This window comes from Heliomicrobium sulfidophilum (assembly GCF_057715735.1).
Genome location: NZ_JBVTZZ010000005.1, coordinates 290,115 through 315,710, shown reverse-complemented (window position 1 = coordinate 315,710; position 25,596 = coordinate 290,115). Strand labels below are relative to the sequence as shown.

General features: G+C 58.3%; 18 protein-coding genes. 14 read left to right on the top strand and 4 right to left on the bottom strand.

What is annotated here, in order from left to right; genetic code table 11:
- The first annotated feature begins 7 nt into the window (after nucleotides 1–7).
- The 12 genes from tig (at nucleotide 8) to AC0CW1_RS07130 (ending at nucleotide 14,742) form a co-directional block, all read left to right on the top strand.
- Complete coding sequence (gene tig / locus AC0CW1_RS07185) at nucleotides 8–1,102, top strand: trigger factor (protein WP_488182394.1); 1,095 nt, start codon at nucleotides 8–10, stop codon at nucleotides 1,100–1,102.
- Nucleotides 1,103–1,172: 70 nt separating this feature from the next.
- Nucleotides 1,173–1,772, top strand: coding sequence for an ATP-dependent Clp endopeptidase proteolytic subunit ClpP (clpP, locus tag AC0CW1_RS07180; protein WP_488182393.1), 600 nt, complete (start codon nucleotides 1,173–1,175; stop codon nucleotides 1,770–1,772).
- A 19-nt stretch (nucleotides 1,773–1,791) separates the two neighbouring features.
- On the top strand, nucleotides 1,792–3,054 hold the full coding sequence (gene clpX / locus AC0CW1_RS07175) for an ATP-dependent Clp protease ATP-binding subunit ClpX (RefSeq protein WP_161253284.1): 1,263 nt from the start codon (nucleotides 1,792–1,794) through the stop codon (nucleotides 3,052–3,054).
- Nucleotides 3,055–3,282: 228 nt separating this feature from the next.
- Complete coding sequence (lonB, locus tag AC0CW1_RS07170) at nucleotides 3,283–4,992, top strand: ATP-dependent protease LonB (RefSeq protein ID WP_488182392.1); 1,710 nt, start codon at nucleotides 3,283–3,285, stop codon at nucleotides 4,990–4,992.
- A 138-nt stretch (nucleotides 4,993–5,130) separates the two neighbouring features.
- Nucleotides 5,131–7,572 (top strand): endopeptidase La, encoded by a 2,442-nt coding sequence (gene lon / locus AC0CW1_RS07165; protein ID WP_488182390.1) that lies wholly within the window; start codon nucleotides 5,131–5,133, stop codon nucleotides 7,570–7,572.
- Between the two features lie 350 nt (nucleotides 7,573–7,922).
- Complete coding sequence (yihA, locus tag AC0CW1_RS07160) at nucleotides 7,923–8,531, top strand: ribosome biogenesis GTP-binding protein YihA/YsxC (protein WP_488184108.1); 609 nt, start codon at nucleotides 7,923–7,925, stop codon at nucleotides 8,529–8,531.
- A gap of 234 nt (nucleotides 8,532–8,765) precedes the next feature.
- Nucleotides 8,766–9,794 (top strand): ABC transporter substrate-binding protein, encoded by a 1,029-nt coding sequence (locus AC0CW1_RS07155; RefSeq protein ID WP_488184107.1) that lies wholly within the window; start codon nucleotides 8,766–8,768, stop codon nucleotides 9,792–9,794.
- Between the two features lie 95 nt (nucleotides 9,795–9,889).
- Complete coding sequence (locus AC0CW1_RS07150) at nucleotides 9,890–10,591, top strand: ABC transporter ATP-binding protein (protein ID WP_488182389.1); 702 nt, start codon at nucleotides 9,890–9,892, stop codon at nucleotides 10,589–10,591.
- Nucleotides 10,592–10,662: 71 nt separating this feature from the next.
- Nucleotides 10,663–11,493 (top strand): ABC transporter permease, encoded by an 831-nt coding sequence (locus AC0CW1_RS07145; protein ID WP_488182388.1) that lies wholly within the window; start codon nucleotides 10,663–10,665, stop codon nucleotides 11,491–11,493.
- Between the two features lie 117 nt (nucleotides 11,494–11,610).
- Entirely contained in the window at nucleotides 11,611–13,269 is a 1,659-nt protein-coding gene (locus tag AC0CW1_RS07140) for a spore germination protein (protein WP_488182387.1), read from the top strand.
- A 19-nt stretch (nucleotides 13,270–13,288) separates the two neighbouring features.
- Nucleotides 13,289–14,503, top strand: a complete 1,215-nt coding sequence (locus AC0CW1_RS07135; protein WP_488182386.1) for a Ger(x)C family spore germination protein — start codon at nucleotides 13,289–13,291, stop codon at nucleotides 14,501–14,503.
- Nucleotides 14,500–14,742, top strand: a complete 243-nt coding sequence (locus AC0CW1_RS07130) for a hypothetical protein (RefSeq protein WP_488182385.1) — start codon at nucleotides 14,500–14,502, stop codon at nucleotides 14,740–14,742. The genes AC0CW1_RS07135 and AC0CW1_RS07130 overlap by 4 nt, the downstream gene beginning before the upstream one ends.
- Here AC0CW1_RS07130 and AC0CW1_RS07125 read toward each other — a convergent pair.
- The 4 genes from AC0CW1_RS07125 to iorA form a co-directional block, all read right to left on the bottom strand.
- Nucleotides 14,709–15,788, bottom strand: coding sequence for a GerAB/ArcD/ProY family transporter (locus tag AC0CW1_RS07125; protein WP_488182384.1), 1,080 nt, complete (start codon nucleotides 15,786–15,788; stop codon nucleotides 14,709–14,711). The genes AC0CW1_RS07130 and AC0CW1_RS07125 overlap by 34 nt on opposite strands.
- A gap of 84 nt (nucleotides 15,789–15,872) precedes the next feature.
- Complete coding sequence (locus AC0CW1_RS07120) at nucleotides 15,873–17,192, bottom strand: phenylacetate--CoA ligase family protein (RefSeq protein ID WP_488182383.1); 1,320 nt, start codon at nucleotides 17,190–17,192, stop codon at nucleotides 15,873–15,875.
- A gap of 205 nt (nucleotides 17,193–17,397) precedes the next feature.
- On the bottom strand, nucleotides 17,398–18,012 hold the full coding sequence (locus tag AC0CW1_RS07115) for an indolepyruvate oxidoreductase subunit beta (protein WP_488182382.1): 615 nt from the start codon (nucleotides 18,010–18,012) through the stop codon (nucleotides 17,398–17,400).
- Nucleotides 18,009–19,973, bottom strand: coding sequence for an indolepyruvate ferredoxin oxidoreductase subunit alpha (gene iorA, locus AC0CW1_RS07110; RefSeq protein ID WP_488182381.1), 1,965 nt, complete (start codon nucleotides 19,971–19,973; stop codon nucleotides 18,009–18,011). The genes AC0CW1_RS07115 and iorA overlap by 4 nt, the downstream gene beginning before the upstream one ends.
- Before the next feature lie 209 nt (nucleotides 19,974–20,182).
- Between iorA and AC0CW1_RS07105 the strand changes: the two genes are divergently transcribed.
- Nucleotides 20,183–23,350: an efflux RND transporter permease subunit gene (locus tag AC0CW1_RS07105; protein ID WP_488182380.1), complete on the top strand. Its 3,168-nt coding sequence runs from the start codon at nucleotides 20,183–20,185 to the stop codon at nucleotides 23,348–23,350.
- Between the two features lie 394 nt (nucleotides 23,351–23,744).
- The gene (gene asnB, locus AC0CW1_RS07100) at nucleotides 23,745–25,589 is read left to right on the top strand and encodes an asparagine synthase (glutamine-hydrolyzing) (RefSeq protein WP_488182379.1); all 1,845 of its coding nucleotides are present in this window, start codon (nucleotides 23,745–23,747) and stop codon (nucleotides 25,587–25,589) included.
- Nucleotides 25,590–25,596 lie beyond the last annotated feature (7 nt).

Genomic DNA, 25,596 nt, shown 5'->3' with positions numbered 1-25,596 from the left:
AGATGCCGTGGAGATCCTTGTGCCGGAAGCGTACATGCAGGCTATCGAAGAGAACAATGTGGAGCCTGTGGAGCAACCGAAAATCGATCTGGTCCAGATGGAAGCCGGCAAGCCGCTGATCTTCAAGGCCATCGTCACCGTCAAGCCGGAGGTCGCCCTCGGCGAATACAAAGGCGTCGAAGTGAACGTCCAGCCTGTGGAAGTGCGGGAAGAGGACGTCCAACGGCAACTGGAGACCATGCAGAAGCGCCATGCCCGCATTTCCACCCTCACGGAAGGGCAGGCACAGTTGGGCGACACGGCTGTCATCGACTTTGAAGGATTCAAGGATGGAATTCCTTTCGAAGGCGGCAAAGGCGACGATCACCCCTTGGAGTTGGGTAGTAACACCTTCATCCCTGGTTTTGAAGAAGGACTTGTCGGCGTTTCCGTCGGTGAAACGATCGATCTGAACCTGACCTTCCCCGAGCAGTACCATGTGGTGGAGCTCGCGGGACAGCCGGTCGTCTTCAAAGTCACTGTCAAAGAACTCAAGCGCAAAGAGTATGCCCCCATCGACGATGAGTTCGCCAAGGATGTCAGCGATTTCGAGACCCTTGACGAATTAAAAGAAGATATCCGTAAAAACTTACTGAGCGCTGCCGAAAAAGCTCGTGAACAGGCCAAGCAAAAAGCGGCCGTCGAAAAGGTCGTAGGCGACTCCCAGGTGGAGATCCCCGCGGTGATGATCGACAATCGCGCCGACCAACTGATGGAAGAGTATGGTCAGCGGTTGAACTACCAGGGCATCTCTTTGGAACAGTTCCTCGCGATGACCAAGCAGACCGAGAAAGACTTGAAGGCGCAGTTTATCCCGGAAGCGGAAAAAGTGGTCAAGCAAGAACTTGTTTTGGAAGCGGTGGCCAAAGCCGAAGGAATGGCTGTATCTAATGACGAATTGAACAAAGAGATCGAGGAGATAGCCGCCAACTACCGCAAACCGGCCGCTCAGATCCGGAAGCTCCTTGAATCGCGCGGCCAGATCGACACCCTGAAAACGGGGATGCTCTTGGATAAAGCCGCCAAATTCCTTGTCGACAGCGCCAAAGAAATCGCTGGTTGATCCGGGAAATCGCGAACTGCGCAGCTTTCCCGGACATAGATTGAACTGTATACCTGAGGAGGTTTCTTGGATGAGTCATCTGGTTCCAATGGTCGTCGAGCAAACCAATCGCGGTGAACGGGCGTATGACATCTATTCCCGGCTGTTGAAAGATCGGATCATTATCCTGGGCAGCGCCATTGATGATAATGTTGCCAATCTCATCATCGCCCAGTTGCTCTTTTTAGAGGCCGAGGATCCGGACAAAGACATCCACCTCTATATCAACAGTCCGGGAGGCGCGATCACGTCCGGGTTTGCCATTTACGACACGATGCAACTGATCCGCTGCGACGTATCCACAATCTGCGTCGGGATGGCCGCCTCCATGGGCGCCTTCCTTCTGACTGCCGGCGCAAAAGGAAAACGCTACGCTTCACCGAACGCTGAGATCATGATCCACCAGCCCCTTGGCGGTGTCAAAGGCCAGGCCACGGAAATCGAGATCCATGCCCGCCACATCCTTAAGACGAGAGACCGTATCAACCACATCCTGGCGGACCGCACGGGCCAGCCTTTGGAACGGATCGAACGGGATACGGATCGGGACTATTTTATGTCGGCAGAGGAAGCGAAAGCCTACGGCATCATTGACGGGGTGATGGACTTTAAGCCGCCGGCCAAGGCATGAGTAGCAGAGAGGTGAGGATATGTACAAAGGTTTCGGTGACGATAAAAGTCAACTGAAGTGTTCCTTCTGCGGCAAGCTGCAAGATCAGGTCAAAAAGCTGGTCGCCGGCCCCGGAGTCTACATCTGCGACGAATGCATCGAACTGTGCAACGAGATCATTGAAGAAGAACTGCAGGACGAGAACACCTTCGACCTGGGCGACGTGCCTAAGCCGAAGGAGATCCGAGAGATCCTGGACCAGTACGTCATCGGTCAGGAACAGGCCAAAAAGGCCTTGTCTGTCGCTGTCTACAACCACTATAAACGGATCAACCTGGGTTCGAAGATCGACGACATAGAACTGCAGAAATCGAACATCGTCATGCTAGGCCCTACCGGCAGCGGGAAAACGCTGCTGGCCCAGACACTGGCTCGCATATTGAATGTGCCCTTCGCCATCGCTGACGCCACCTCCCTGACGGAGGCCGGTTATGTGGGCGAGGATGTGGAAAACATCCTGCTCAAGCTGATCCAAGCCGCTGACTACGATGTGGAGAAAGCGGAAAAGGGTATTGTCTACATCGACGAGATCGACAAGATCGCCCGCAAGTCGGAGAACCCCTCGATCACACGGGACGTCTCCGGCGAAGGGGTTCAACAGGCGCTGTTGAAGATCCTAGAAGGCACGGTGGCCTCCGTACCCCCGCAGGGCGGACGGAAACACCCCCACCAAGAGTTCATTCAACTGGATACGACGAACATCCTCTTCATCTGTGGCGGCGCTTTTGACGGCATCGAAAAGCTGATCATGAACCGCATCGGCAAGAAGACGATGGGCTTCAACGCCGAGATCAAAGGCAAGCAAGAAAAGAAGATCGGCGAAACCCTCCGGGAGATCCTGCCGGTCGATCTGCTCAAGTTCGGCTTAATCCCCGAGTTTGTCGGCCGTTTGCCGGTCATCGTCACCTTGGACGCCCTTGACGAGGACGCCCTCGTGCGCATCCTGACAGAGCCGAAAAACGCCCTCGTCAAGCAGTATCAGAAGTTCTTTGAACTGGATCAGGTTCAGTTGGAATTCACCGATGACGCCTTGAAAGCCATCGCCCAGGAGGCGATCAAGCGCAACACAGGCGCTCGCGGCCTGCGGGCCATCTTGGAAGAGGTTATGCTCGACGTGATGTTCGACATCCCGTCCCGCAACGACGTCACCAAGTGCGCTGTGACCAAGGAAGTCATTCTGAAGCAGAAGGAACCGGTTCTGGTCACGAGTGACAGAAAAAAAAAGAAGGAAGAGTCGGCTTAGGGGCGCAGGGTGAGCCGGCTGACAAGACGCCGATAGGGCGATCACCTGAATCGTCGCTCCCGGGCAAGCGCCCGACGACCCGAACCAAACCCGGTACGCGCCAATGACACAGACCTCGGAGGATCTCGATCCTCCGGGGTTTTTGTTTTTCCGGTCCCCCATCTCATAAAAAGCCGACGCCGTCGGATACTATGGGGGATTGGCAAAAACAGAAATGGAGTGACGGCGGTGAACGTTTGGTCGGGATTAGGTGGATTGTTGGGCCTCCTCCAGATCTTTTTCATCGTTATCATCGGGATGTACTTCTGGCACCTGCTCAAAAACCAACAGAATTCCAAGACGGCGGTAGAGCGCGAATCAAGAAAGGAACTGGAAAAACTCCAGACCTTGCGCCGGATCGCCCTCACCGAGCCTTTGGCAGAGAAGACGCGGCCGGCGACCTTTGGAGAAATCGTTGGCCAAGACGACGGCATCCGGGCGCTCAAAGCGGCCCTCTGCGGTCCCAACCCGCAGCATGTGCTCATCTACGGTCCCCCTGGGGTCGGAAAAACAGCGGCAGCCCGTTTGGTCCTCGAAGAAGCCAAGAAAAATCCCCTGTCGCCCTTCTCAGCGCAAGCGAAGTTCATCGAGATCGACGGCGCGACGGCTCGCTTCGATGAACGGGGCATCGCCGACCCGCTCATCGGTTCGGTCCACGACCCGATCTACCAGGGAGCCGGCGCCCTAGGCATGGCCGGCATCCCACAACCAAAACCAGGGGCCGTGACGAAGGCCCATGGCGGGGTGCTCTTTATCGACGAGGTGGGGGAACTCCACCCTATTCAGATCAACAAGCTCCTCAAGGTGCTCGAAGACCGGAAGGTGCTCCTGGAAAGCGCCTATTACTCCAGCGAGGATCTGAATATCCCCAGTCACATCCACGATATCTTTCAAAACGGCCTACCTGCCGACTTCCGCCTCATCGGCGCCACAACCCGACTGCCCCAGGAGATCCCCGCAGCGATTCGTAGCCGTTGCCTGGAGGTTTTTTTCCGCCCCTTGACCCAGGAGGAAATCGGGACAGTAGCGCGCCGCGCAGCAGAGAAGATCGCCATGTCGATCCCTGAGCAGGCGGTCGAGGTGATCCGCCGCTACGCCACCAACGGACGTGAGGCTGTCAACATCGTCCAGATATCGGCCGGCCTCGCCCTTGCCCGCAGTGTCGGCGTCCTCTCTGTAGAGGATGTGGAATGGGTCGTCCACTCCGGCCAGTACGCACCCCGGCCGGAGAAAAAGGTTCCTCCAGAGCCGCAGGTGGGCGTCGTCAACGGCCTAGCGGTGATGGGGCCCTCGATGGGCGCCTTGATGGAGATCGAGGTGACTGCCTTGCCGGTCACTGCCGGCACGGGGATGCTGACGCTAACAGGGATCGTCGATGAAGAGGAGATGGGCGGGCTGGGCGGGCGGACGATGAAACGGCGCAGCCTCGTCAAAACCTCTGTCGACAACGTCTTGACGGTTCTGCGCGCCCAGACGGGAATTGAGCCGAGGGACTGGGACATCCATGTCAACTTCCCCGGCGGAACCCCTATCGACGGACCCTCAGCTGGCATCGCCATCGCAACGGCGATTTACTCATCCGTCAAAGGAGTCGCCATCGACAACCGGCTGGCCATGACAGGGGAGTTGTCGGTCCGCGGTCAGGTGAAACCGGTGGGGGGCGTTGTCACAAAGGTGGAAGCGGCGCGACTGGCCGGGGCAACCCGCGTGCTGATCCCGGCGGAGAACTGGCTGGAGCGTTTTTCTTCGATTCCAGGAATTTCCGTTATCCCCTTGCATACGATGGAACAAGTCTTTGCTGAAGCGCTATTGACGGATTCATCGTTGGCGGAGACGACTATTGCGCCTCCGGCAGACCTGTTGCCTGCGGCTGCTGTCGGTGTGGTGGCGCCTCCCTAAGCAGGCTTGTGAGTGAAATGATCTAATCGAAGGTTGCTGCCGGTTCATGGAGGGAAAACGCTGGGCTTTGTTCCCCGATTATAGTAAAATGAGGATAATCTTCTGGCCCCTTCAGAAGAGTAGGAGGTGTTTGCCCCGATGGCCGAAGAAAAGAAGATACGGCAGACGATACAGGAATTGCCCCTGCTGCCTTTGCGGGGGATCATCGTCTTTCCTTACATGGTTGTGCACCTGGATGTCGGTCGGGAGCGTTCCGTCAATGCGATTGAAGAAGCGATGGCCCAGGACCGGATCATCTTCCTCGCCACCCAGAAGGAAGCCCAGACCGATCAACCCGGCGCAGAGGACATCTACCAGATCGGCGCCATTGCCGAGATCAAGCAACTGCTGAAGCTCCCCGGCGGAACGATCCGCGTGCTCGTGGAAGGCCTGGCCCGTGCGGAGATTCTCGAATACATGGACATGGAACCGTTCATCCGCGTGCGCATCCGAGAGCATATCGAGCCCGACATTAAGTCGAACGCCGTGGAAGCATTGATGCGTTCCCTCGTCAACCAGTTTGAGCAGTACGTGAAGATCTCCAAAAAAATCCCGCCGGAAACCTTCGTCTCTGTCGTGGCTGTTGAAGATCCCGTCCGGTTGACCGACATCATCTCGTCCCACCTGACACTGAAGACGCAAGACAAACAACGCATCCTGGAAGCCCTCGACGTGGCCGAACGCCTGGAGATCCTGACGGAGATCCTGGCCAAAGAGATGGAGATCCTGGAACTGGAGCGCAAGATCAACGTCCGCGTCCGCAAGCAGATGGAAAAAACCCAGAAGGAATACTACCTGCGCGAACAGATCAAGGCCATTCAAAAGGAACTGGGCGAGAAGGAAGACCGCCAGGCCGAAGGGGAAGATCTGCGCGACAAGATTGCCAAGGCCAAACTGCCCAAAGAAGCCGAGGAAAAAGCCCTCCGCGAGGTGGAGCGCCTCGAAAAGATGCCGCCCATGGTGGCGGAAGCGACGGTGGTCCGCAACTACCTGGAGTGGCTGCTCGCTCTGCCCTGGGCGAAACAGACGAAAGACCGCCTCGACATCGACAAGGCCGAGGTCATTCTCAACGAGGATCATTTCGGCCTCGACAAGGTGAAGGAGCGGATCATCGAGTACCTGGCCATTCGCAAGTTGGCCCAAAAGATGAAGGGCCCCATCATCTGCTTCGTCGGCCCGCCAGGTGTCGGCAAAACCTCCCTCGCCCGTTCCATCGCCCGGGCGCTGGAGCGCAAGTTTGTTCGCCTCTCCCTGGGCGGCGTCCGCGATGAGGCCGAGATCCGCGGTCATCGGCGCACCTATGTGGGCGCCATGCCGGGCCGCCTGATCCAGGGACTGCGCACGGCGGGATCGAAAAACCCCGTCTTCCTGCTCGACGAGATCGACAAGATGAGCATGGACTTCCGCGGCGACCCGGCGTCGGCGCTCCTAGAGGTGCTCGATCCGGAACAGAACAGCACCTTTTCGGACCACTTCATCGAGGTCCCCTTTGACCTGTCCAAGGTCTTGTTCATCACCACCGCCAACGGCATGCACAACATCCCCCGGCCGCTCCTCGACCGGATGGAGGTCATCTACATCCCCGGCTATACGGAGGAGGAAAAGACGCGCATCGCCCTCGACCACCTCATTCCCAAGCAGTTGAAAGAGCATGGCCTGAAAAAAGAACAGGTCCAGATCTCGGAAAACACGGTGCGCCGCCTGATCCGCGAGTACACCCGCGAGGCAGGCGTCCGTAATTTGGAACGGGAGATTGCCGGCCTCTGCCGCAAAAGCGCACGGGCCATCGTCAAGGATCCCGAGCGTCGCGTTTCCATCTCGGCCGGCAACCTCCCCTCTTATATCGGCATCCCTCGATTCCGCTACGGCTTGGCCGAAGCGGAATCTCAGGTGGGTGTCGCCACGGGGTTGGCTTGGACGGAAACTGGCGGTGACACCCTGGCCATCGAAGTGGCTCTCATGCCGGGCAAAGGCAGCCTCGCCTTAACGGGCAAACTGGGCGACGTGATGAAGGAATCGGCCCAAGCCGGCCTCACCTATGTTCGCTCCCGCGCCAGCGACTTGGGCATCGCCGACAAATTCCACCAGAACACGGACATCCACATCCATGTGCCGGAAGGTGCCATCCCGAAAGACGGTCCTTCCGCTGGTATCACCATCGCCACAGCCCTCACGTCTGCCCTCAGCCGGCGGCCAGTCCGGCGGGAGGTGGCCATGACCGGCGAGATCACCCTCCGCGGTCGTGTGCTTCCCGTCGGCGGCATCAAAGAGAAGATGCTGGCAGCCAACCGGGCCGGATGCACCACCGTCATATTGCCGGCGGAGAACAAGAAGGACCTGGAAGAGGTCCCGGCCAACGTCAAGAAAAAACTGCGCTTCATCCTGGTCGAGCACATGGATCAGGTCATTCAGGAGGCCTTGCTCGAACCAGCGCCGGTGCAAGAGCCTGAGCCGCCGGAGACGATCCCCGCCGCCATGGAAACGCCCGTGCCGGTCTATCAAGGGATGATCGAAGAGACGCCGCCGGGATTGCAGACCTGAGAAGGTTGAGCGGTAGGACTTCGGCTCGATGACATGCCCATGATGAGAGGTACCCGCCTTTGGGTACCTTTCTTCCCATTGTCTCGCCAATAGACAAAGGTGGGGCAATAGAAGCATGCAACACAGGCGCGTAACAGAAGAATATGGCTTTGAACTGAGGTTAAGAGATGAGCGATAAGGCTTCCTTTGAAGGCAACGTTCTATTGCCTGAACAGACGAATGCTCAAAGGCCCGAACCGGCGGTTTCCAGCCCGCAAGAACCGACCAATCCAGTGCCGCAGGCTCCGGCGATCACACCGCCCGGCGCAGGCGGGGGCAAAGTGGCGGACGCCGGCCCGACCGAATCGTGGCTGAAAATCAAAGAGGCCGAGTTTGTGATCAGTGCTTTCAAAGGGGAGCAGTACCCTGAGGACAATTTCCCCGAAGTGGCCCTCGTCGGCCGGTCCAATGTGGGCAAATCGTCCTTGATCAACAAGCTCTGCAACCGCCGCCACTTGGCCCGAACCTCGTCGACACCTGGTAAGACGCAGACGCTCAACTTTTACCGGATCAATCAGGCCGCCTATATCGTTGACCTGCCCGGCTATGGCTATGCCAGCGTCTCCAAAACGCAGCGGGCCAGTTGGGGACCGATGATGGAGCACTACCTAAAAAAGCGGCCCCAGCTCCGCGGCGTCATCCAGTTGATCGATATCCGCCACCCGCCGTCAAAGGACGATATTGCCATGCGCGAATGGCTGAACCACTTCAAAATCGGCGCTGCCGTCATCGCCACCAAAGCGGACAAGATCAACCGAGGCCAGTACGCCAAACATGTGAAGCAGATCCGCCAGGACCTGGGTGTTCCCAAGGAACTCCCCATCATCGTCTTTTCGGCGGAAACGGGTCATGGAAAAGAGGATGTTCTCGAACTGCTTGATTATTTCTGGAACGAGATGGAGACGCAGCCTGAGGTGTGAAGCGAGATCTGTGAACCGCCAGAATATGTCGCCGAAGCTGCTCCCAAAAGCGAGGACTCAAGCTGCGAATAACCGCTTCTGCTATAGAGGCGGTTATTTTTTGTATAAACGGTGGTTCCCCGCATAGAGATGAGGGATGAGAAATTTCTTCCTAGGAGGGAAGAAGATTCTGGAACGGAAGAAGTCTTGGCGAATAAATATAGATACCAAAAAGGAGGTATCCCTTTGAAGCGGATGCATGTGACTAGGATGGGCCGCCTGCTGGTCGGCCTGTTGATCGTCAGCGTCACCCTTGCCGGCTGCCTTTCTCCACAAGCAACGCAAAACAAGGCTGGCTCAAAGACAGCGACGATTCGCTTAAGCGAAGTGGTTCACTCCGTCTTTTATACGCCCTTGTATGTAGCACTCAACAAAGGATTTTTCCAGGAGGAGAACCTGAACATCGAGATGAGCACCGCCTGGGGCGGCGACAAAGCGATGACGGCGCTCGTGGCTGATCAGGCAGACATCGGACTGATCGGACCGGAAACGATCATCTACACGCACCAACAGGGTTTGGACAAAAAAATCCTCTGCTTTGCCCAATTGACACAGCGGGACGGTTCCTTCCTGGTGGGCCGGCCCGGACAAGGCTTCTCCTGGGAAGGCTTGCAAGGTAAGACGATCATCGGCGCCCGCAAAGGCGGCGTGCCGGAGATGGTGCTCGAGTATGTGCTGAAACAAAAAGGCCTCAAGCCCTTTGAGGATGTGAAGATCATTCAGAACATCCAGTTCACTGCCACGGCTGGCGCCTTCCAGGCGGGAACGGGCGACTATGTAGCCCTTTTTGAACCGACTGTGTCGGAATTGGAACAGGCTGGCGCCGGTCAGGTCGTCGCTTCTCTGGGCGTCGAATCGGGCAAGATCCCCTACACCGTCTTCATGGCCTCTGAGGAATACATCAATCAAAACCGCGAGGCGGTGCTGGCTTTTACGCGCGCCATCTACCGGGCTCAGCAATGGACGGCTTCTCACAACGTCGACGAGATCACCGACACCATTTTGCCCTCTTTCCAGGGCAGCGAACGCGCAGTCGTTCGAAAAGCGGTAGAGCGGTATCATCAGCAGGAGAGTTGGGCTACTGATCCGCGCATGCAGCCGGGGGGACTCGATTATCTCCAGTCGATCATTGAATCGGCAGGAGAGTTGAAACAGCGCATTCCCGAGGAGGCCATGGTCCGTAACGATATCGCGGAAGAGGTTCTGCGGGCTGCAGGGCGATGATGCAGGATGGGGGAAAGCGAACAGGCCTTGTTCCGGCCGTTGAACTGCAGGATGTTTCGGTCACGTACCAGACCCCGAAGGGGGAAATTCCGGCCTTGGCGGGAATCAATCTGGGTATCGCTGCCGGAGAGTTTGTAGCCATCGTCGGCCCGAGCGGTTGCGGCAAGAGCACCATCCTCTCGCTGATCGCCGGGCTATTAAAACCTACTGCCGGAGACATCCTGATCAGCGGTGAACGATCAGGCTTGCACAGCACTCGGGTGGGCTACATGCTGCAGCAGGATTATCTCTTACCCTGGCGGACAGTTCGGGAAAATGCGCTGCTCGGCTTGGAAATAATGAAGGAAGTTGGACCAGAGCGGGAAAAAAAGGTAGAGACTCTCCTCGAAACCTACGGATTGGGCCATTTTTTGCACCATCATCCCCAGGAACTCTCGGGGGGGATGCGGCAGCGGGTTGCCCTGGTGCGTACCTTGGCTGTCGAACCGGAGATCTTTTTGCTCGATGAGCCCTTTTCTGCCCTTGATTACCAGACGAGGACGACGATCCAGGAGGAGGTATGGCGGGCGCTACGGGCGTCAAGACGGACAACGATCCTGGTCACTCATGATGTAGTTGAGGCGGTCGCCATGAGCGACCGGGTGATCGTGCTGTCCTCCCGGCCCGCCCAGGTAAAAGGGGAACTGGTCATAGACGTTGGCGTTGAACGGCCTGGGCCCTGGCAGGCCCGTAAAGCGGCGCACTTCAATGAGTACGTCGACGCCGTTTGGGCGGAATTGAAAGCCTACGTACCGTAAATGCGAACGGGAACGCGACAGATCCGGGATGTAAAACCTGTCGACGGGGATAGAGAGAAGGGAGATGCGCCGTGTCTACGATTCCCCGCCAGGAGTACTTGCGGCGTTTGCGCAGAGAAAGATGGTTCATCATCCTCATCCAGGCAGGACTGCTCGCAGCGGCGCTTGTCACCTGGGAGGTCCTGGCCGACCTGCGTGTCCTCGATCCCTTCCTCGTCAGCAAGCCCAGCCAGGTGGCAGCGCTGTTGACGAAACTGGCGAAGGAGGGTGAACTCTGGCATCATGTTGGGGTCACTGTCGGCGAGACGGTGGCCGGTTTTCTTCTGGGCACGCTTCTGGGCTTGGGAGTCGCCATCCTGCTCTGGTGGTTTCCCACGCTGGCTCGTTTGGCCGATCCCTTTTTGGTTGTGCTGAACAGCACCCCCAAAATTGCCCTAGGGCCGATCTTCATCGTCTGGATGGGCAATGGTGTTGGCGCCATCTTGACAATGGCCTTGACGATCTCAGTGATTACTACGATTACCGTTATCTATGCCGGATTCACCGAGGTCCCTGACGGGTATGTGAAGCTCATCGGCGTCTTCGGCGGAACCCGTTGGGATATCCTGCGCAAGGTGATCCTGCCGGCATCCGTGCCGACCATCGCGGCCGCCCTGAAGGTGAACATCGGCCTCAACCTGGTCGGCGTCATCGTCGGTGAATTTCTTGTTTCCAAGGCCGGCCTTGGCTATCTGATCATCTACGGCGGCCAGGTCTTTCAACTGACCCTCGTCATCGCCAGCATCGTCATCTTGGCGCTGGTGGCGGCTGTCATGTACCAGGCGGTCGTTTGGCTGGAGCAGCGCTGGGTTGCCGGCAGAGCGCCGGGGAATAGTCGCACCCACCTTGGCTCTGGCGGTTAGGACGGTAGTTGGCGTCCGATTACCCCGAAGGGTGCTTGTGTAAGTATTCAAACAAGAAGAGATAATAGATCTGTGGAACAAGCGACGGAGCGGAATAATGGGTAAGGATGGGACATTTTGCAGCGAAAAAAGCGGCAATCGTTAAGGAGCGAAAGAGTCCTTACAGACATCGAAAAAAATATCCAAAAGCTCCGTGCTGATTTCGAACGAAGCGACGACCTGCGGCTGCGTCGCCTCCATGTGGACATGGATGGACAATCTACACCTGTTGCCCTGGCCTTTCTCGTGACAGTCACAGATATGCAACGACTGGATCGGATCATCATGTCCCTGCAAAAGGATCGCACTTCAGCTGACATCATCCCAACGGCCCTTTCGGATCGCCTGAAACGCTTTGAAGAGGAACTATTGGCAGGCGGATCAGTACTCGCCATCACCCATTGGAATAAGGCGATGAAGGAGATGCTTTTTGGCGCAGCGCTGTTGTTCGTCGAGGGAGCCGCAGTCACATACGCCTTGCGTATCCCCAAAAAGACAGGGCGCTCCCCGGAAGAGCCCGAATCGGAACAAGTGGTGCGCGGCCCACACTACGGATTTGTGGAAGACCTATACGAGAACATCGCCCTGGTCCGCAGGCGCATGAACAGCCGTTCGCTCAAGGTGGAGGTTACGGAAGTGGGGCGAATTTCACTGACGAAAATCGCCCTCCTCTACATCGAAGGGGTCATTGATCAGCGGGTGCTGGCCGAAGTGAAAGAACGACTGGCCTATATCGATATTGACGAAGTGGCTTCCAGCAACACGCTCGAAGAATGGATCGAGGATCATCCCATCTCGATATTGCCGCAGATAGCCCATACCGAACGGCCCGATGTAGCCGCCTCAGCGCTGGCTGACGGACGATTTATCATTCTCGTCGATGGCTCTCCGTCGATCCTGATCGCGCCAACCACCTTTATCGAGTTTTTTCATTCCCCAGAAGACCAGTATGAACGATACTACTTTGGCAGCTTTACCCGGATCCTTCGCTACCTCGGTGCCTTTATTTCACTTGCCTTTCCCTCCATCTATGTGGCCTTGACAACCTTTCACCCGGAAATGCTCCCCAGTCTTCTGTTGTTTTCCATTGCCTCCTCCCGGGCCGGGATCCCCTTTCCTGCCTTGATGGAGGCGCTCATTATGGAGAGCATCTTCGAATTGCTGCGGGAGGCGGGGCTTCGCTTGCCTCGGTCAGTGGGACAGGCTGTCAGCATTGTCGGCGCGTTAGTCATCGGTGAGGGGGCTGTTCGAGCCGGGCTCGTCTCACAGGCGATGGTCATTGTTGTTGCCATCACCGGCATCACCTCCTTTGCCATCCCTGCTTTCAATCAAGCCCAAGCCTTCCGCATGCTTCGCTTTCCGCTGCTTTTGCTGGGTGGCACCTTGGGCGTCCTCGGGTTGCTCTGCGGCTTGTCGGTCCTGTTTTTGTACCTCTGTGGCATCCGATCCTTTGGAGTGCCCTATCTAAGCCCCCTATCCCCGCTAGAACCGCTGGCGTTGCGTTCAAAGTTGTTGCGCTTTCCCCTTTGGACGATAACGAAGCGGGACGACTATTTGGCGCCTTCCCACAATACAAGACGAATCGGCAAAAGCGCCGGGCGAAGGAGGATGGCCATGATGGCTCCAGATGGAATCGACAGCCTTCCCGTTGAAAAAAGGCGACCATTTACGCCCTTGAATCAAGTGGCCCGCCTTCCGCAAGAAGGGGTGGAGAGGAGGCGCGATGGGGATCAGTAAACCACATGGAGGGCTGGGCATGCGCCCTGTCTTGTTGCTCACAGTCCTCTTGTCTTTCCTCCTCGCAGGCTGCGGGGAGAAACAGGAATTGGACCGAGTAGCCTTTATCATCGCCGTTGGCATTGATAAAGTAGAGGAAGGGCGGTTCCAATTGACGGCGCAATTCTTCAAGGCCCCGGCCCGGATTGGTGTGGAAAGTGAGAAGATGAATCCTTTCTGGCTCATTAGCGTCGAAGGGGAGAGCGTGATGGACGCCTCGCTGAAGCTGCGACGACGTGTGGACGGTCCGATCAGCTGGCACCAGGCAAGGACATATATTATCGGCGACAAGGCAGCCCAAGAAGGCATGAAGGATATCGTTGATTTTTTAGTCCGCAATATAGAAGTGCGCAAGGGGGCCAACATGGCGATTGCGGAAGGCAGTGCCCGCGATTACATGGTCTTGGCGCCGGAATTTGAGATGAACATTGCCCAAGAGACATGGCGCATGATCGAAAACTACCGCGACTGGGGTGGAACGACGCGCCTGCGAATGGGCGAATTTATCCTGGCCTCCTATGAACCGCAGATGGGCGTTCTTTTTCCGTATTTGCGCAAGGACAAGCCCACCCCTGTAGAGTCCATGAAAGGAAAAAAGGAAGAAAAGCTCGAGTCTCATGCCGTCCCTGCCGTGAGCGGCGGCGCCATGGTTCGTGATTTTCGCATGCGCGGTCAGTTGAATGAAGAGGAGACACGAGGCTACCTGTTGGTTCGAGCCAAGGAAAAGGCCATAGTGCCCGTTTTGGTAGATTGCATGGATGAAGAAGCAGGTGGACAGGCCACCGTCGTCCTTTCATCGGTCCGCCGGAGGATAGAGGTGGGCGATAATGGTGGGATCCCTGCTTTTCGAATCGAGATTACCGCCAGCGGCAAATTGATGGAGTATAATTGCGAAACGCCGCTGGTCAAAGACAGAGTGAAACAGTTGGAGGAGATGACGTCGGAAAAAGCACGCCACTTTGTGCTCGCAGCCTGGAACCAAGCGCAACAGTCTGAAACAGACCTGTTCGGGCTTAGCCGAGAGTTGAAGGCGTTCTACCCTGAGATCTGGAGGAAAGAAAAAGAGCAATGGTCCCAACGGTTAAGTGAGATCACGCTGGACGTCAATGTGAATGTCCGTCTTTCCAACGTAGGGACTATCGACAAGGGCGTCATCTCGGAGAAGCAAAAAGCGAAACAGGGGGATGAAGGGTGATCATCCTCCTGCTTGGCATTGCTGGCCTGATGCTTCTTGTACAGGGAAAGTACCTCGAAGAGGCCTCTTGGGCGACGAAAGGGATCTATGTTTTCATGCTCGTGACGGGGTTCTACTACACCCTGATCGGCAGCCAGATGGGAGAGCCGCTGGTTCACCCGACGCGCTGGATCAGTCAATTGTACATGCCCATGGGCGAAAGGCTTTACGATTGGCTTGGCTTCGCCTTCTTTCGGTAGCGAAGGATAAGCGCCCCGAGGGGAAAACCAATGGCCCAGGGAAGTAGGTAAAGGGCGTAGGCTTTATTGACAAAGTCAAAAACGTCGAGGAGATGTTCATAGACAAATAAGGAGAGGCCCACGGTCAACAGCGCCGCCGGTGGGATCAAGAGTGAGCGATCCTTTGCGCCAAGCCAATCGGTCAGATGATCAATAAAACTATAGAAACAGATCATGCTTTTGATCAGCGATGAGAAAAAAAAGATGGGAATGAACGCCACATCCAGGCGATCAAGAAAAACGCCGAGCTCTTCGTGACGCACGACACTGAAGAGCGGAAAAAGGAGCGTATCGGCTTCCGCTCGCCCGAAGACGGCGATGACGATCATGTCGCGGAGCGCAAAGAGCAGCGTCGAGAGGATAACAGCGTAGAGGAGTGGTCGCAAGAGGCTCCTGTCTTTGGGGGCATGGGCGAGAAAAGGGAAGAGGAGGATCAACTCGGCGAAGGGAAAAGAGAAACCAGCCAATCCCTGGCGGAGGAAGTCCCCTGTCGGTGCTTCCAAGAGGGGGAACAGGCGGTGCACATCGAAGAGGGGGATTGCCAACCCGTAAATGGCCAACAAGCCGGCGATGATCAGCGGCAAGAGAAGCAGGGCAAAGCGAGCGATGACCTCTGGACCTAAGACGGCGCCGTAGGCGACAACGATGATCAGCGGCAAGGAGAGAGAGAGGGTTGAAGCAGTAGGGTAAATCTGGTACATGAGAAGGGTGTTCAGGTTATTCAACACCAGCGCGGCCAAATGCAAAGGAAACCAGAGCCAAAAGAGAGCGAGAATGGAGCCGATTCGTTGGCCAAAGGCCTTTCTGGAGAGACCGATCAGGTTTTCGCCGGGATAGAGGTCTTTGACGGCAGAAAGCAAGAGGGCGTAGCCGCAGGCGGGAAATCCGAGCAACAGCGAGCCGATCCAGGCGTCTTGCTTGGTGATTCGTGACGAGGGCGTCAAAATGATCCACGATCCCAGCAAAAAGATGGTGGCGAGCGCAAAAACCTGTGTGGAAGAAATCAATTCTTTTCGCATACTTCTAGTATGCACCGCGAAAAGAAAAAGGCCTCCGGTCAGTTCGGGAGGCCTTGTGGAAAAAGGTTCTTTTTATTTTGGCGGATTTTCCAGATAATCATAGCGGTGATCAAAGACCCGCTTCGTCTTCTTTTCGCTGCGCGGCAGTCCCCCCTGGGGGAGGACCTCTACATCAGCGACGATGCCAATGACCGACTTGATGTTTTTGCGGCAGGCGCGGGCCACCTCTTCCGGCTGGTGCCCGTTGGACAACTCGACGCAGATGCGGATGTGGTCTTTGTTATCCACCCGCTCCAGGACGATCTGGTATTCGCTGGACACACCGGGGGTGTGCTTGAGGACATGGTCGATCTGGCCGGGGTAGATGTTGACCCCTTTAATCTTGATCATGTCGTCGGTCCGTCCCAGCACACGCCGGATCATGGGGAAGGGGCTGCCGCAGGAGCAGGCGTGCGTCTCGATGGTGGTGATATCCCGGGTGCGGTAACGGATGAGGGGCATGCCTTCCTTGGCGATGGTGGTGATCACCAGTTCGCCTTCCTGGCCGGGCGGGAGCACATGGCCTGTCTCCGGATCGATGACCTCGAAGATGAGGTAGTCAGACCAGAAGTGCAAGCCTTCGTGGCAAGCGCAGTCGATGGCGATTCCTGGTCCGTAGATCTCTGTTAGGCCGTAGATATCAAAGGTTTCGATACAGAAAATCTCTTCGATGCGCCGACGCATCTTATCGCCCCACCGTTCGGAGCCAAAGATGCCGAGACGCAGCTGGATCTCCTCCAGCATTCCCCGGCGCTCCGCCTCTTCCGCCAGCATCAGGCCGTAGGAAGAGGTGCCGATGAGCACCGACGTCTTCAAGTCGGTCATCATCTCCAACTGCTTGTCCGTGTTGCCAGGGCCGGTCGGAATCGTCATAGCCCCCAGCTTTTCCACGCCGGCTTGAAAACCGATGCCGGCCGTCCACAAGCCGTAGCCTGGCGTCACCTGCACACGGTCGCGGCGGCCAACGCCGACCGTTTCCAAGCAGCGGGCCATCATGACGGCCCAGTCGTCTACATCCTTCTGGGTGTAGGGCACGATGACCGGTTTGCCTGTCGTGCCAGAGGAGGAGTGAATGCGAACGATCTCTTCCTCATCGACGGCAATCAGGCCGAGCGGGTAGGCTTGACGCAGGTCTTGCTTGGTAGTGAAGGGCAGGCGGGCGAGGTCTTCGATGGAACGGATATCCTCAGGCTCGATTCCCGCCCTCTGAAAACGCTCACGGTAAAAAGAGCTCCCCTGGTACGCGCGACGGAGGGTTTGCGCCAGTTGGGGAAACTGGCTATGCGCGATAGCGTCAAAATCAATGGGACGGCGAATTTCCGCCCGTTCACAGGTGACGGCAGATGGGGTCATGGTTCTCTTCTCCTCTCATGCTCTACTGATTGTGCTCAGGATCTCCGTTTCTTAGGCGCTTCGTTGCGCTATGGTTTCATTGCCCCATTGCGCTCAGGTTCTTCTCAGGCATCTCGGCTCGGCTCCATGACCTTTCCATGAATGTTCATGCGTTCATGCGGCGCAACGATCCCGTCCGTCAGAAAGGAACCTTACATCCTGTCTTTTAGGATACCAAAGGCGCTGTTCCGGCACAAGACCCCAGGTTGCGGCCAGCCAGGAAGGCCTGGCGGTTGATCTCGCGCAGGCGGGACGGCAGGATCGCCTCCGCCGCTCGCCAGAGCAGTTCGGCCGTAACGGGAAGGCCGGGCAGTGTGGACAGGGCGCCGAGCATGACCATATTGGTTGTCTTGGCGTTGCCTGTCTCCAAAGCGGCGGCGGTTGCGTCTATCAAATGGACGCGCTGTCCCTGTTGCTGCAAAAACTCGACGATGCCCGCTTCGTCATAGCGAGTCAGGCCCAGCGAGGCTGCTGGCGGGATGATCGGTCGGCGGTTGATGACAGCCTGGCCCTGGGGCGCGAGTTTCGGCCAGCCCTTGAGGCTCTCAGCCAGTTCCAGGCTGATGAGGACATCGGCGGCGCCGTCCGGGATCAGGGCGCCCCAGAGGCGTTCACCGACGCGGACATGGCTGATGACGGAGCCTTCCCGCTGGGCCATGCCGATTGTTTCCGACGTGCGAACCTTGTATCCGGCGGCCAGCGCCGCTTCGGCGAAGACGCGCGACGCCAGGACGCCGCCCTGGCCACCGACGCCGGCGATGATCAGGTTAAAGGTTTTCATGACTCCACCTCCGGCGAAATGGCCTTCCAGGGACAGACCTGGGCACAGGCGCCGCAGCCGAAACATTTTTCCCGGGCGATGGCGACGGCCCGTTTGCCCGATTGCTCCTTGCTGCCGCCTTCCCCTCCTGTATGTACCTCATAAAGGGCGGGGCAACCGAACTTACGCAGGCAGATGCCGCAGCGGCGGCAGGCTTCGGCGTCGATCCGGTAGGGGGTGGAACGGCGCACGAGGTTGACGCAGTCGCGCCGGGCGATGATCACAGAAACGCCGGGGTAGTCCAGGGCTTCCCGGGCGGCGGCGATGGTGGCCGGGATGTCATAGGGGTCCACGGTCCGTACCCATTCGACGCCGCAGCCGCGTGCGACAGTGGCGATGTCGATGGTCGGCGCGATCTCGCCTGTCCCCTTGCGGCCCAGGCCGGGGTGAGGCTGGTGGCCCGTCATGGCGGTCGTCCGGTTATCGAGCACGACGAGGGTCATCCGAGCCTGTTGATAGACGGCGTTGATCAACGGCGGGATGCCGGAGTGGAAGAAGGTCGAATCGCCCAAAAAGGCGATGTGGGGACGGTCTGGCTCGATGTGGGAAAAGCCGGCCGCCATCGCCACCGAAGCGCCCATGCAGACGATGGTGTCGGCGGCACCCAGCGGGGGCATGGCGCCCAAGGTGTAGCAACCGATGTCGCCGGTGAAGAGGGCGTCGCGGCTCCGGGCGGCTTGGATGAAGGCGTAAAAGCTGTTGCGGTGGGGACAGCCGGCGCAGAGGATGGGGGTGCGCAGCGGCGGAGACGGGAGGGGTTGGGACGCTGCCGGAGCCGGAGCAGCCGGTGCAGCGAGCGCAGGTGACTGATCACAAGGGAGCGAATCGGTGACAAAGCGGCGCAGCAGGGGCAGCAACAGATCGGTGTTAAACTCCCCTTCCCGGGGGAGGTGACCGGAGTGTTTGCCGATGATTGACAGGGTGAGACCGGTCCGATAGGCTGCTACGGTCAACTGCTCTTCGATGACCGGTTCCTGCTCCTCGACGATCAGCACCGATGTTTTGCCGCGCAGGAAATCGAGAATAGGCGCGGCGGGCAGGGGGACGGGGGCGCCCACTTTATAGACGGGAATGGAGACGCCGAGGGTGTGCAGCCCTTCTTGAACATAATTGAAGGCCACACCGCCGGCGACGATGGCGAGATCGTTGGCCGCGTTCCCAGGGCAACCGGCTAAGGCGGCAGGGGAACCTGCATTGCCTTCCCCACTGATGGGAACAACTCCGTTCAAACGTCGCTGCAAAAACCAGCGGCCCATCTCCTCTTGGATCGCGTTCAGCCGGCGGTGGCGTTTGGCTGACAGGGCCGGGAGGATCACCCAGCCGGGGTCGCGCTCAAAGCGGATCGGGGGGAGGGGGAGGGTTGGCTTCGGCGGCGGGGAAAAGGGCATATCCTGGCAGACGTGGGCTGTCCGGGTAGTGGGCCGGACGATGACCGGAACCTGTAAGTCCTCGGACAATTGAAAGGCCGCTTTGACCATCTCCCGGGCTTCCGCCGGCGTAGCCGGATCGAGGACGGGGAGCTTAGCAAAGCGGGCGAAAAGGCGCGTATCCTGTTCCGTCTGGGAACTATGTGGACCCGGATCGTCGGCGACGATCAGGACGAGGCCGCCCTTCACACCTAGATAGGCCAGGGTCATCAGGGGATCGGAGGCGACGTTGAGGCCGACCTGTTTCATGCAGGCCATGGCCCGAGCGCCCGTCCAGGACGCAGCGATGGCCGTCTCAAGGGCCACCTTTTCATTGACGGACCACTCGGCGTAAATGCCGTAATCGGCAGCATGATCCAGGATCCGTTCTGTCACTTCCGTCGACGGGGTGCCGGGATAAGCGGCCACCACACGGACGCCGGCTTCGATGGCGCCCCAGGCGATGGCTTCATTCCCCATCAGCAGCCGGCGCGGCGGTTCGGCAAGTCTGTTCATTGGCCTGTTCCTTTCTTTTCTGCATTTCGTCTTTAATTCGACTTGCCGCGCTAAAACCCTTGTTCCCGGGTAGTGATGGAAAAAGCTTAGATCTATGGCGAACTTTGCACCCTTTTTCGATGTTCCAAAGGGTTGTCTATGATAGAATGAAAATACTGCGGCCGACCAGCCCTTTGGTCCAATTCGGCAACCAGCAGGAGGTTTTTTTCTTGCGCATCACGGAACTGGCTCTCAAGCGACCGGCGATGATGACGATGGTCGTCCTCTTTTTCGTTGTCATCGGCCTCTACAGCTACCGGAGCATCGGGGTCGAGCTATACCCTGCCTTGAATACGCCCTTTGTCACTGTGTCGGCGGCCTACCCCGGCGCAGGCGCCGAGGAGATCGAGACTCAGGTGGTCAAGCCCCTGGAAGAGGGACTCTCCTCCCTAGCCGGCTTGAAAAAACTGACCTCTGTCTCCGTGGAAGGGCGGGCCACCATCCTCATCGAGTTTGAACTGACGGCGGACGCCAACCAGGCCGCCATCGACGTGCAGAAAAAGGTGGACTCCATCAAGGGTCGCCTTCCTGAGGATGTGAAAGACCCCGTCGTCATCAAACGGGACATGAACGCATTGCCGGCGGCCGCCATCTCTTTCAGTTCATCAAGACCCCTCTATGAGGCCAACGAGATGGCCAAGGACCTGATCAAAGAGCGGTTGCAGAAAATCCCCGGCGTGGCGGAGGTGACCATCTCGGGCGGCCAGGAGCGGGAAATCCAGATCAACATCGACCGAACGAAGTTGGAAATGTACGGCCTCTCCATCAACCAGGTCATCCGCCGCCTCGACTCGGAAAACCTGAACGAGCCTTCCGGCCGCCTGGATCGCCCGGAAGCGGAATACATGGTGCGCGTGCTCGGCCAGTTTCGCTCCGCCGAGGAGATCCGCAACCTGGAGATCCCTCTGTCAAAGGGCGGAAACATCGCCCTGCGGCAGATCGCCGAAGTGTCCGACACCTACAAAGAGGTTCGCGAGTACACCCGCTTAAACGGCCAGCCGGCTCTTGCCCTGATGGTCTTCAAGCAGTCGGACGCCAGCCTCGTCGATGTGGGCGACCGCATCAAAAAAGAAATCGAAGCCATAAAAAAAGAGCTTCCTAGCGACACCCAGTTGATCATCGCCCGTGATTTTTCCCAGTACATACGTCTTTCCGTCAATGGCACCCGTTCCAACATTCTCGAAGGCATTCTGACGACCAGCGTGGCCTTGCTCTTTTTCCTGCGCGACTGGCGTTCCATGGTCTCCGTCCTCATCGCCATCCCTACATCGCTCATCTCCACACTGGCCGGGATGTATTTCGCTGGCTTCACCTTTAACGTTATGTCCCTCATGGGGATGGCCATGTGCATTGGCATCCTCGTAGACGACTCGATCGTCGTCTTAGAAAACATCCACCGCCACTTGGCCATGGGCAAAAGCCCCAAACAGGCGGCCCTTGACGGCCGTTCTGAGATCGGCATGGCCGCCATCGCCATCACTTTGTCCGACGTGGTCGTCTTCGCGCCCATCGCCTTCATGAGCGGCATGGTCGGCCAGTTCTTCCGCCAGTTCGGCCTGACGGTTGTCTTCGCCACCCTCATGTCGCTCTTTGTCTCTTTCACCTTGACGCCGCTGCTCGCCTCCCGGCTGATGAAGCCTCATAACGGCGAGAAAACATTCCACCCGCTGGCCGGCGTCTCCTGGTACCAGGGGGTGCGGCGGCTGTCGGCGCGCTTCTGGACGCCGGTTGATCGATACGCCGTCCTCTTTCGCGATAAGTACCTAAGCATCCTCGAATGGTCCTTCGGCCACCGCAAAAAGGTGATTGCCGTCGGTGTCCTCTTTTTCTTCGCCTCAGTGGCCCTCATCCCCCTCAAACTGATCGGCTTCGAATTTGCGCCGCGGACCGACCAGGGCGACCTGACGGTCAACGTGGAACTGCCCATCGGCACGCCGATCCAGAAAACAGACCAGGCCTTAAAAACGATCGAAGCGTACCTGCAGACGATCCCCGAGATCCGCTTCTTCCAGACCTCCCTCGGTTCAACGGGCGGCATCGGCATGGGTTCGGCCGGTTCGAACATCGGCCGCATCGGCATCTCCCTCGTCGACAAGAAGGAACGGAAACGTTCTGTCTGGGACGTGTCCGAACAAATCCGCCAGTGGGCCGTCCATTTCTCCGATGGCCGGATCACGGTGACGGAGAGCGACTCGATGGCCTCCGGCTCCGGTTATCCCATTCAGATCGAGGTCTCTGGCTCGGATCCAAACAGGCTCATCGAAGCTGTCGATGAGATCAAATCGATCGTCGTTGAGACAAGTGGGTCTCGTGACATCGACACGAACTGGCGGGTCGGCCAGCCGGAGATCCAGGTCTCCATCGACCGATTGAAAGCGGCCTACATGGGCGTATCGGTCAAGGATATCTCAGAGACGCTGCGGGCGTCCCTAAACGGCAATGTGGCCACCAAGTTCCGCGCTGGCGATAAGGAATACGATGTCACCGTCCGAATCAACCAGTTGAACAAGTCGGATCTCGATTCCTTACGTTCCTTGACCTTGACCAACAGCGCCGGCATGCCGGTCCAACTGCGGCAGGTGGCCCAGATCAGCATGGGAACGGGGCCGACGGAGATCCGCCGGGCCGACCGGCAGCGGACGATCACCGTCTCCGCTGGGTTGCAGGGCCGGGTCCTCGATGACTTCCTCAAGGAGGTCGACGGCAAGATCAAGGCCAAGGGCTTGCCCCAAGGCGTCTCCTACAAATTTACAGGCTCGGCGCAGAGCATGAACGATTCCTTTGGTGAACTGGTAGCCGCCCTGGCTTTGTCCATCGTCCTCGTCTACATGGTCCTGGTCATGCTCTACGAGTCCTATATGACGCCCTTTATCCGCATGCTGTCGCTTCCCCTAGGCATCGCCGGCGCGTTGATCGCCTTGGCGGTGACGAAAAACTCCTTGAACATCTTCTCGTTCATCGGCATCATCATGATGGACGGTCTTGTCGCCAAAAACGGCACCCTCCTCATCGACTACACCCACACCCTGCGGGAGCAGGGCCGCTCCCTGAAAGAAGCGCTCGTGGAGGCCGGCCAGACCCGTCTCCGTCCGATCATCATGACGACGGTGACCATGGTCGTCGGCATGCTACCCTCGGCGCTGGCCCTCACCGAGGGTAGCGAATCGCGCTCCAGCATGGCCGTGGTGCTCATCGGCGGCTTACTCGCATCGACCCTCTTCACCCTCGTCATCATCCCCGTCGTGTACACCTTGATGGAGGATTGGAAAGAGGGGTTGCGGCGGCGGTGGGGGAGGCTGAAGGCGCGATTGTCGGGGCAAGGCGGGGTTTCGGCGTAGCAGGCGCCGCTCATGTAATGGAGGTTTCCTCGTAAAAGACGATTGGTAGAGGAAAAGCGGGGTGTATTGGCTCCGCTCGCTGCGCCAATACACCCAGGCTTTACTAAAGGACTATCATCATTGAAAGCATGAAGACGTTCAAAGAAAAGTTAATGTAACACCGATAACCTCGGCAGTAATGCCGGGGTTTTTTGTTGGGAGTCTGCTTGGCTGCCGGTGCCGTCTCTGTAATCACCAAGCAGCAGGAACACCCAGCGCCCCGGGACAGGCGCAAAAATTCCCTTTCTACATAATATGTCAGGGCTACAGCGGGGAACCGCGAGTTGGGCCGTCACATATACTGCACCAAGTCAAATGAAAATGAAAATCAATGTCAGAAAGCAGGGTGATAGCCATGTGTGGTATTGTCGGATGGATCGACTGGGAGGCCGACCTCTCCCAGCAGGGGCCTGTTCTGGCGGCGATGGTGGAGACGCTGACCCACCGCGGTCCGGACGCTTCGGGGACATGGGTCTCGCCACGAGCGCTTATCGGCCACCGGCGCCTGAGCGTCGTCGATCTCATCGGCGGCGTCCAGCCCATGATCCGGGAGGTGGGCCGGCGCCGCTACGTATTGACCTATAACGGCGAACTGTACAACACGCCGGAACTGCGGCAGGAGTTGGAGACGCGGGGCCACCGCTTCCACACCCGATCGGACACGGAGGTGCTCCTCGTCTCTTACATCGAATGGGGCGAGAACTGTGTCCATAAGCTCAACGGCATCTACGCCTTCGGCGTCTGGGATGAGATGGAAGGACGTTTGTTCCTGGCCCGGGACCGCATGGGCGTCAAGCCCCTCTTTTACACCCGCCGGGGCAGCGCCTTTTTGTTCGCCTCCGAACTCAAAGCCTTGCTGGCCCATCCGGACATTCGGCCGGAGATCGACGCCGAGGGCTTGGCAGAGATTTTTGCCGTCGGACCGGCCCGCACGCCCGGTCACGGCGTCTTCAAAGGGATCCAAGAAGTCCGCCCCGGCCGCGCCCTCACCATCGATGCGGCGTCGATGCGGCTAAATCCCTACTGGACGCTGCAAAGTCGGCCCCATGAGGACGACCTGGAAGGGACGACAGCGCGGGTCCGTGAACTGGTGCTGGACGCCATCGAGCGGCAACTTGTCTCCGACGTGTCGGTTTGCACCCTCTTGTCGGGCGGGCTCGATTCGAGCACCCTGACGGCTGTCGCCGCCCATGTGTACGAGCGGGACGGATTGGGCCCCTTGAACACCTACTCGATCGACTATCGGGACAACGATATCTACTTCAAACCGAGCGCCTTCCAACCCAATGCCGACGCCCCTTGGATCAAGCGCGTCTCGGCCCATCTCGGCACCGTCCACCACGACGTGATCATCGACACGCCTGAACTGGTGGACGCCCTCAAAGCGGCCCTGTGGGCACGCGACCTGCCGGGCATGGTCGATGTGGAATCATCGCTCTACCTCTTCTGCCGGGAGATCAAAAAAGGCGCTACCGTGGCCCTATCGGGCGAGTGCGCCGATGAGGTCTTCGGCGGCTACCCCTGGTTCCACCGGCCCGAACTGTTGAACGCCGGTGCTTTCCCCTGGTCCCGCCGCATCCACGAGCGGGCCAGCCTGCTGGCGCCGGAGATCCGCGAATATATCCAGCCGGAGGCCTATATGGCGCGGCGTTACGAGGAGACGCTGGCCGAGGTTCCGCGCCTGCCGGGAGAAGCGGCCGAGGAGGCGCGCCGGCGGGAGATGTTTTACCTGAACATCACCTGGTTCATGACCACTTTGCTCGACCGCAAGGACCGCATGAGCATGGCCCACGGCCTGGAGGTGCGCGTTCCCTTCTGTGACCACCGCATCGTCGAGTATGTCTGGAACATCCCCTGGGCGATGAAAACCTGCGAAGGCCGCGAGAAAGGCATCCTGCGCCGCGCCTTGCGGGGCATCCTGCCGGAAGATGTGCTCTGGCGAAAGAAGAGCCCCTACCCGAAATCCCACCACCCTGCCTACACGTCCGCCGTCCGCTGCTGGCTCATGGAGGTTCTCGACGATCCCGCGTCGCCCCTCTTGCCGCTCATCGACGTGGAGCGGGTGCGCGCCTTGGCGAAAGCCGATGTGGAGACGACAGACCTGCCCTGGTTCGGCCAACTGATGGGACTTCCGCAACTCTACGCCTACCTGGCCCAGGTCGACCTGTGGCTGCGCAATATGCAGGTTAGCATCCGCTAAGGCGGAT

Bases quoted from the DNA above. Each gene is read 5' to 3' on its own strand.
- iorA (WP_488182381.1), bottom strand. From the start codon at position 19,973: ATGAACAGACTTGCCGAACCGCCGCGCCGGCTGCTGATGGGGAATGAA.
- AC0CW1_RS07115 (WP_488182382.1), bottom strand. From the start codon at position 18,012: ATGAAAACCTTTAACCTGATCATCGCCGGCGTCGGTGGCCAGGGCGGC.
- clpP (WP_488182393.1), top strand. From the start codon at position 1,173: ATGAGTCATCTGGTTCCAATGGTCGTCGAGCAAACCAATCGCGGTGAA.
- lon (WP_488182390.1), top strand. From the start codon at position 5,131: ATGGCCGAAGAAAAGAAGATACGGCAGACGATACAGGAATTGCCCCTG.
- AC0CW1_RS07120 (WP_488182383.1), bottom strand. From the start codon at position 17,192: ATGACCCCATCTGCCGTCACCTGTGAACGGGCGGAAATTCGCCGTCCC.
- AC0CW1_RS07135 (WP_488182386.1), top strand. From the start codon at position 13,289: ATGCGCCCTGTCTTGTTGCTCACAGTCCTCTTGTCTTTCCTCCTCGCA.
- clpX (WP_161253284.1), top strand. From the start codon at position 1,792: ATGTACAAAGGTTTCGGTGACGATAAAAGTCAACTGAAGTGTTCCTTC.
- AC0CW1_RS07155 (WP_488184107.1), top strand. From the start codon at position 8,766: ATGCATGTGACTAGGATGGGCCGCCTGCTGGTCGGCCTGTTGATCGTC.
- asnB (WP_488182379.1), top strand. From the start codon at position 23,745: ATGTGTGGTATTGTCGGATGGATCGACTGGGAGGCCGACCTCTCCCAG.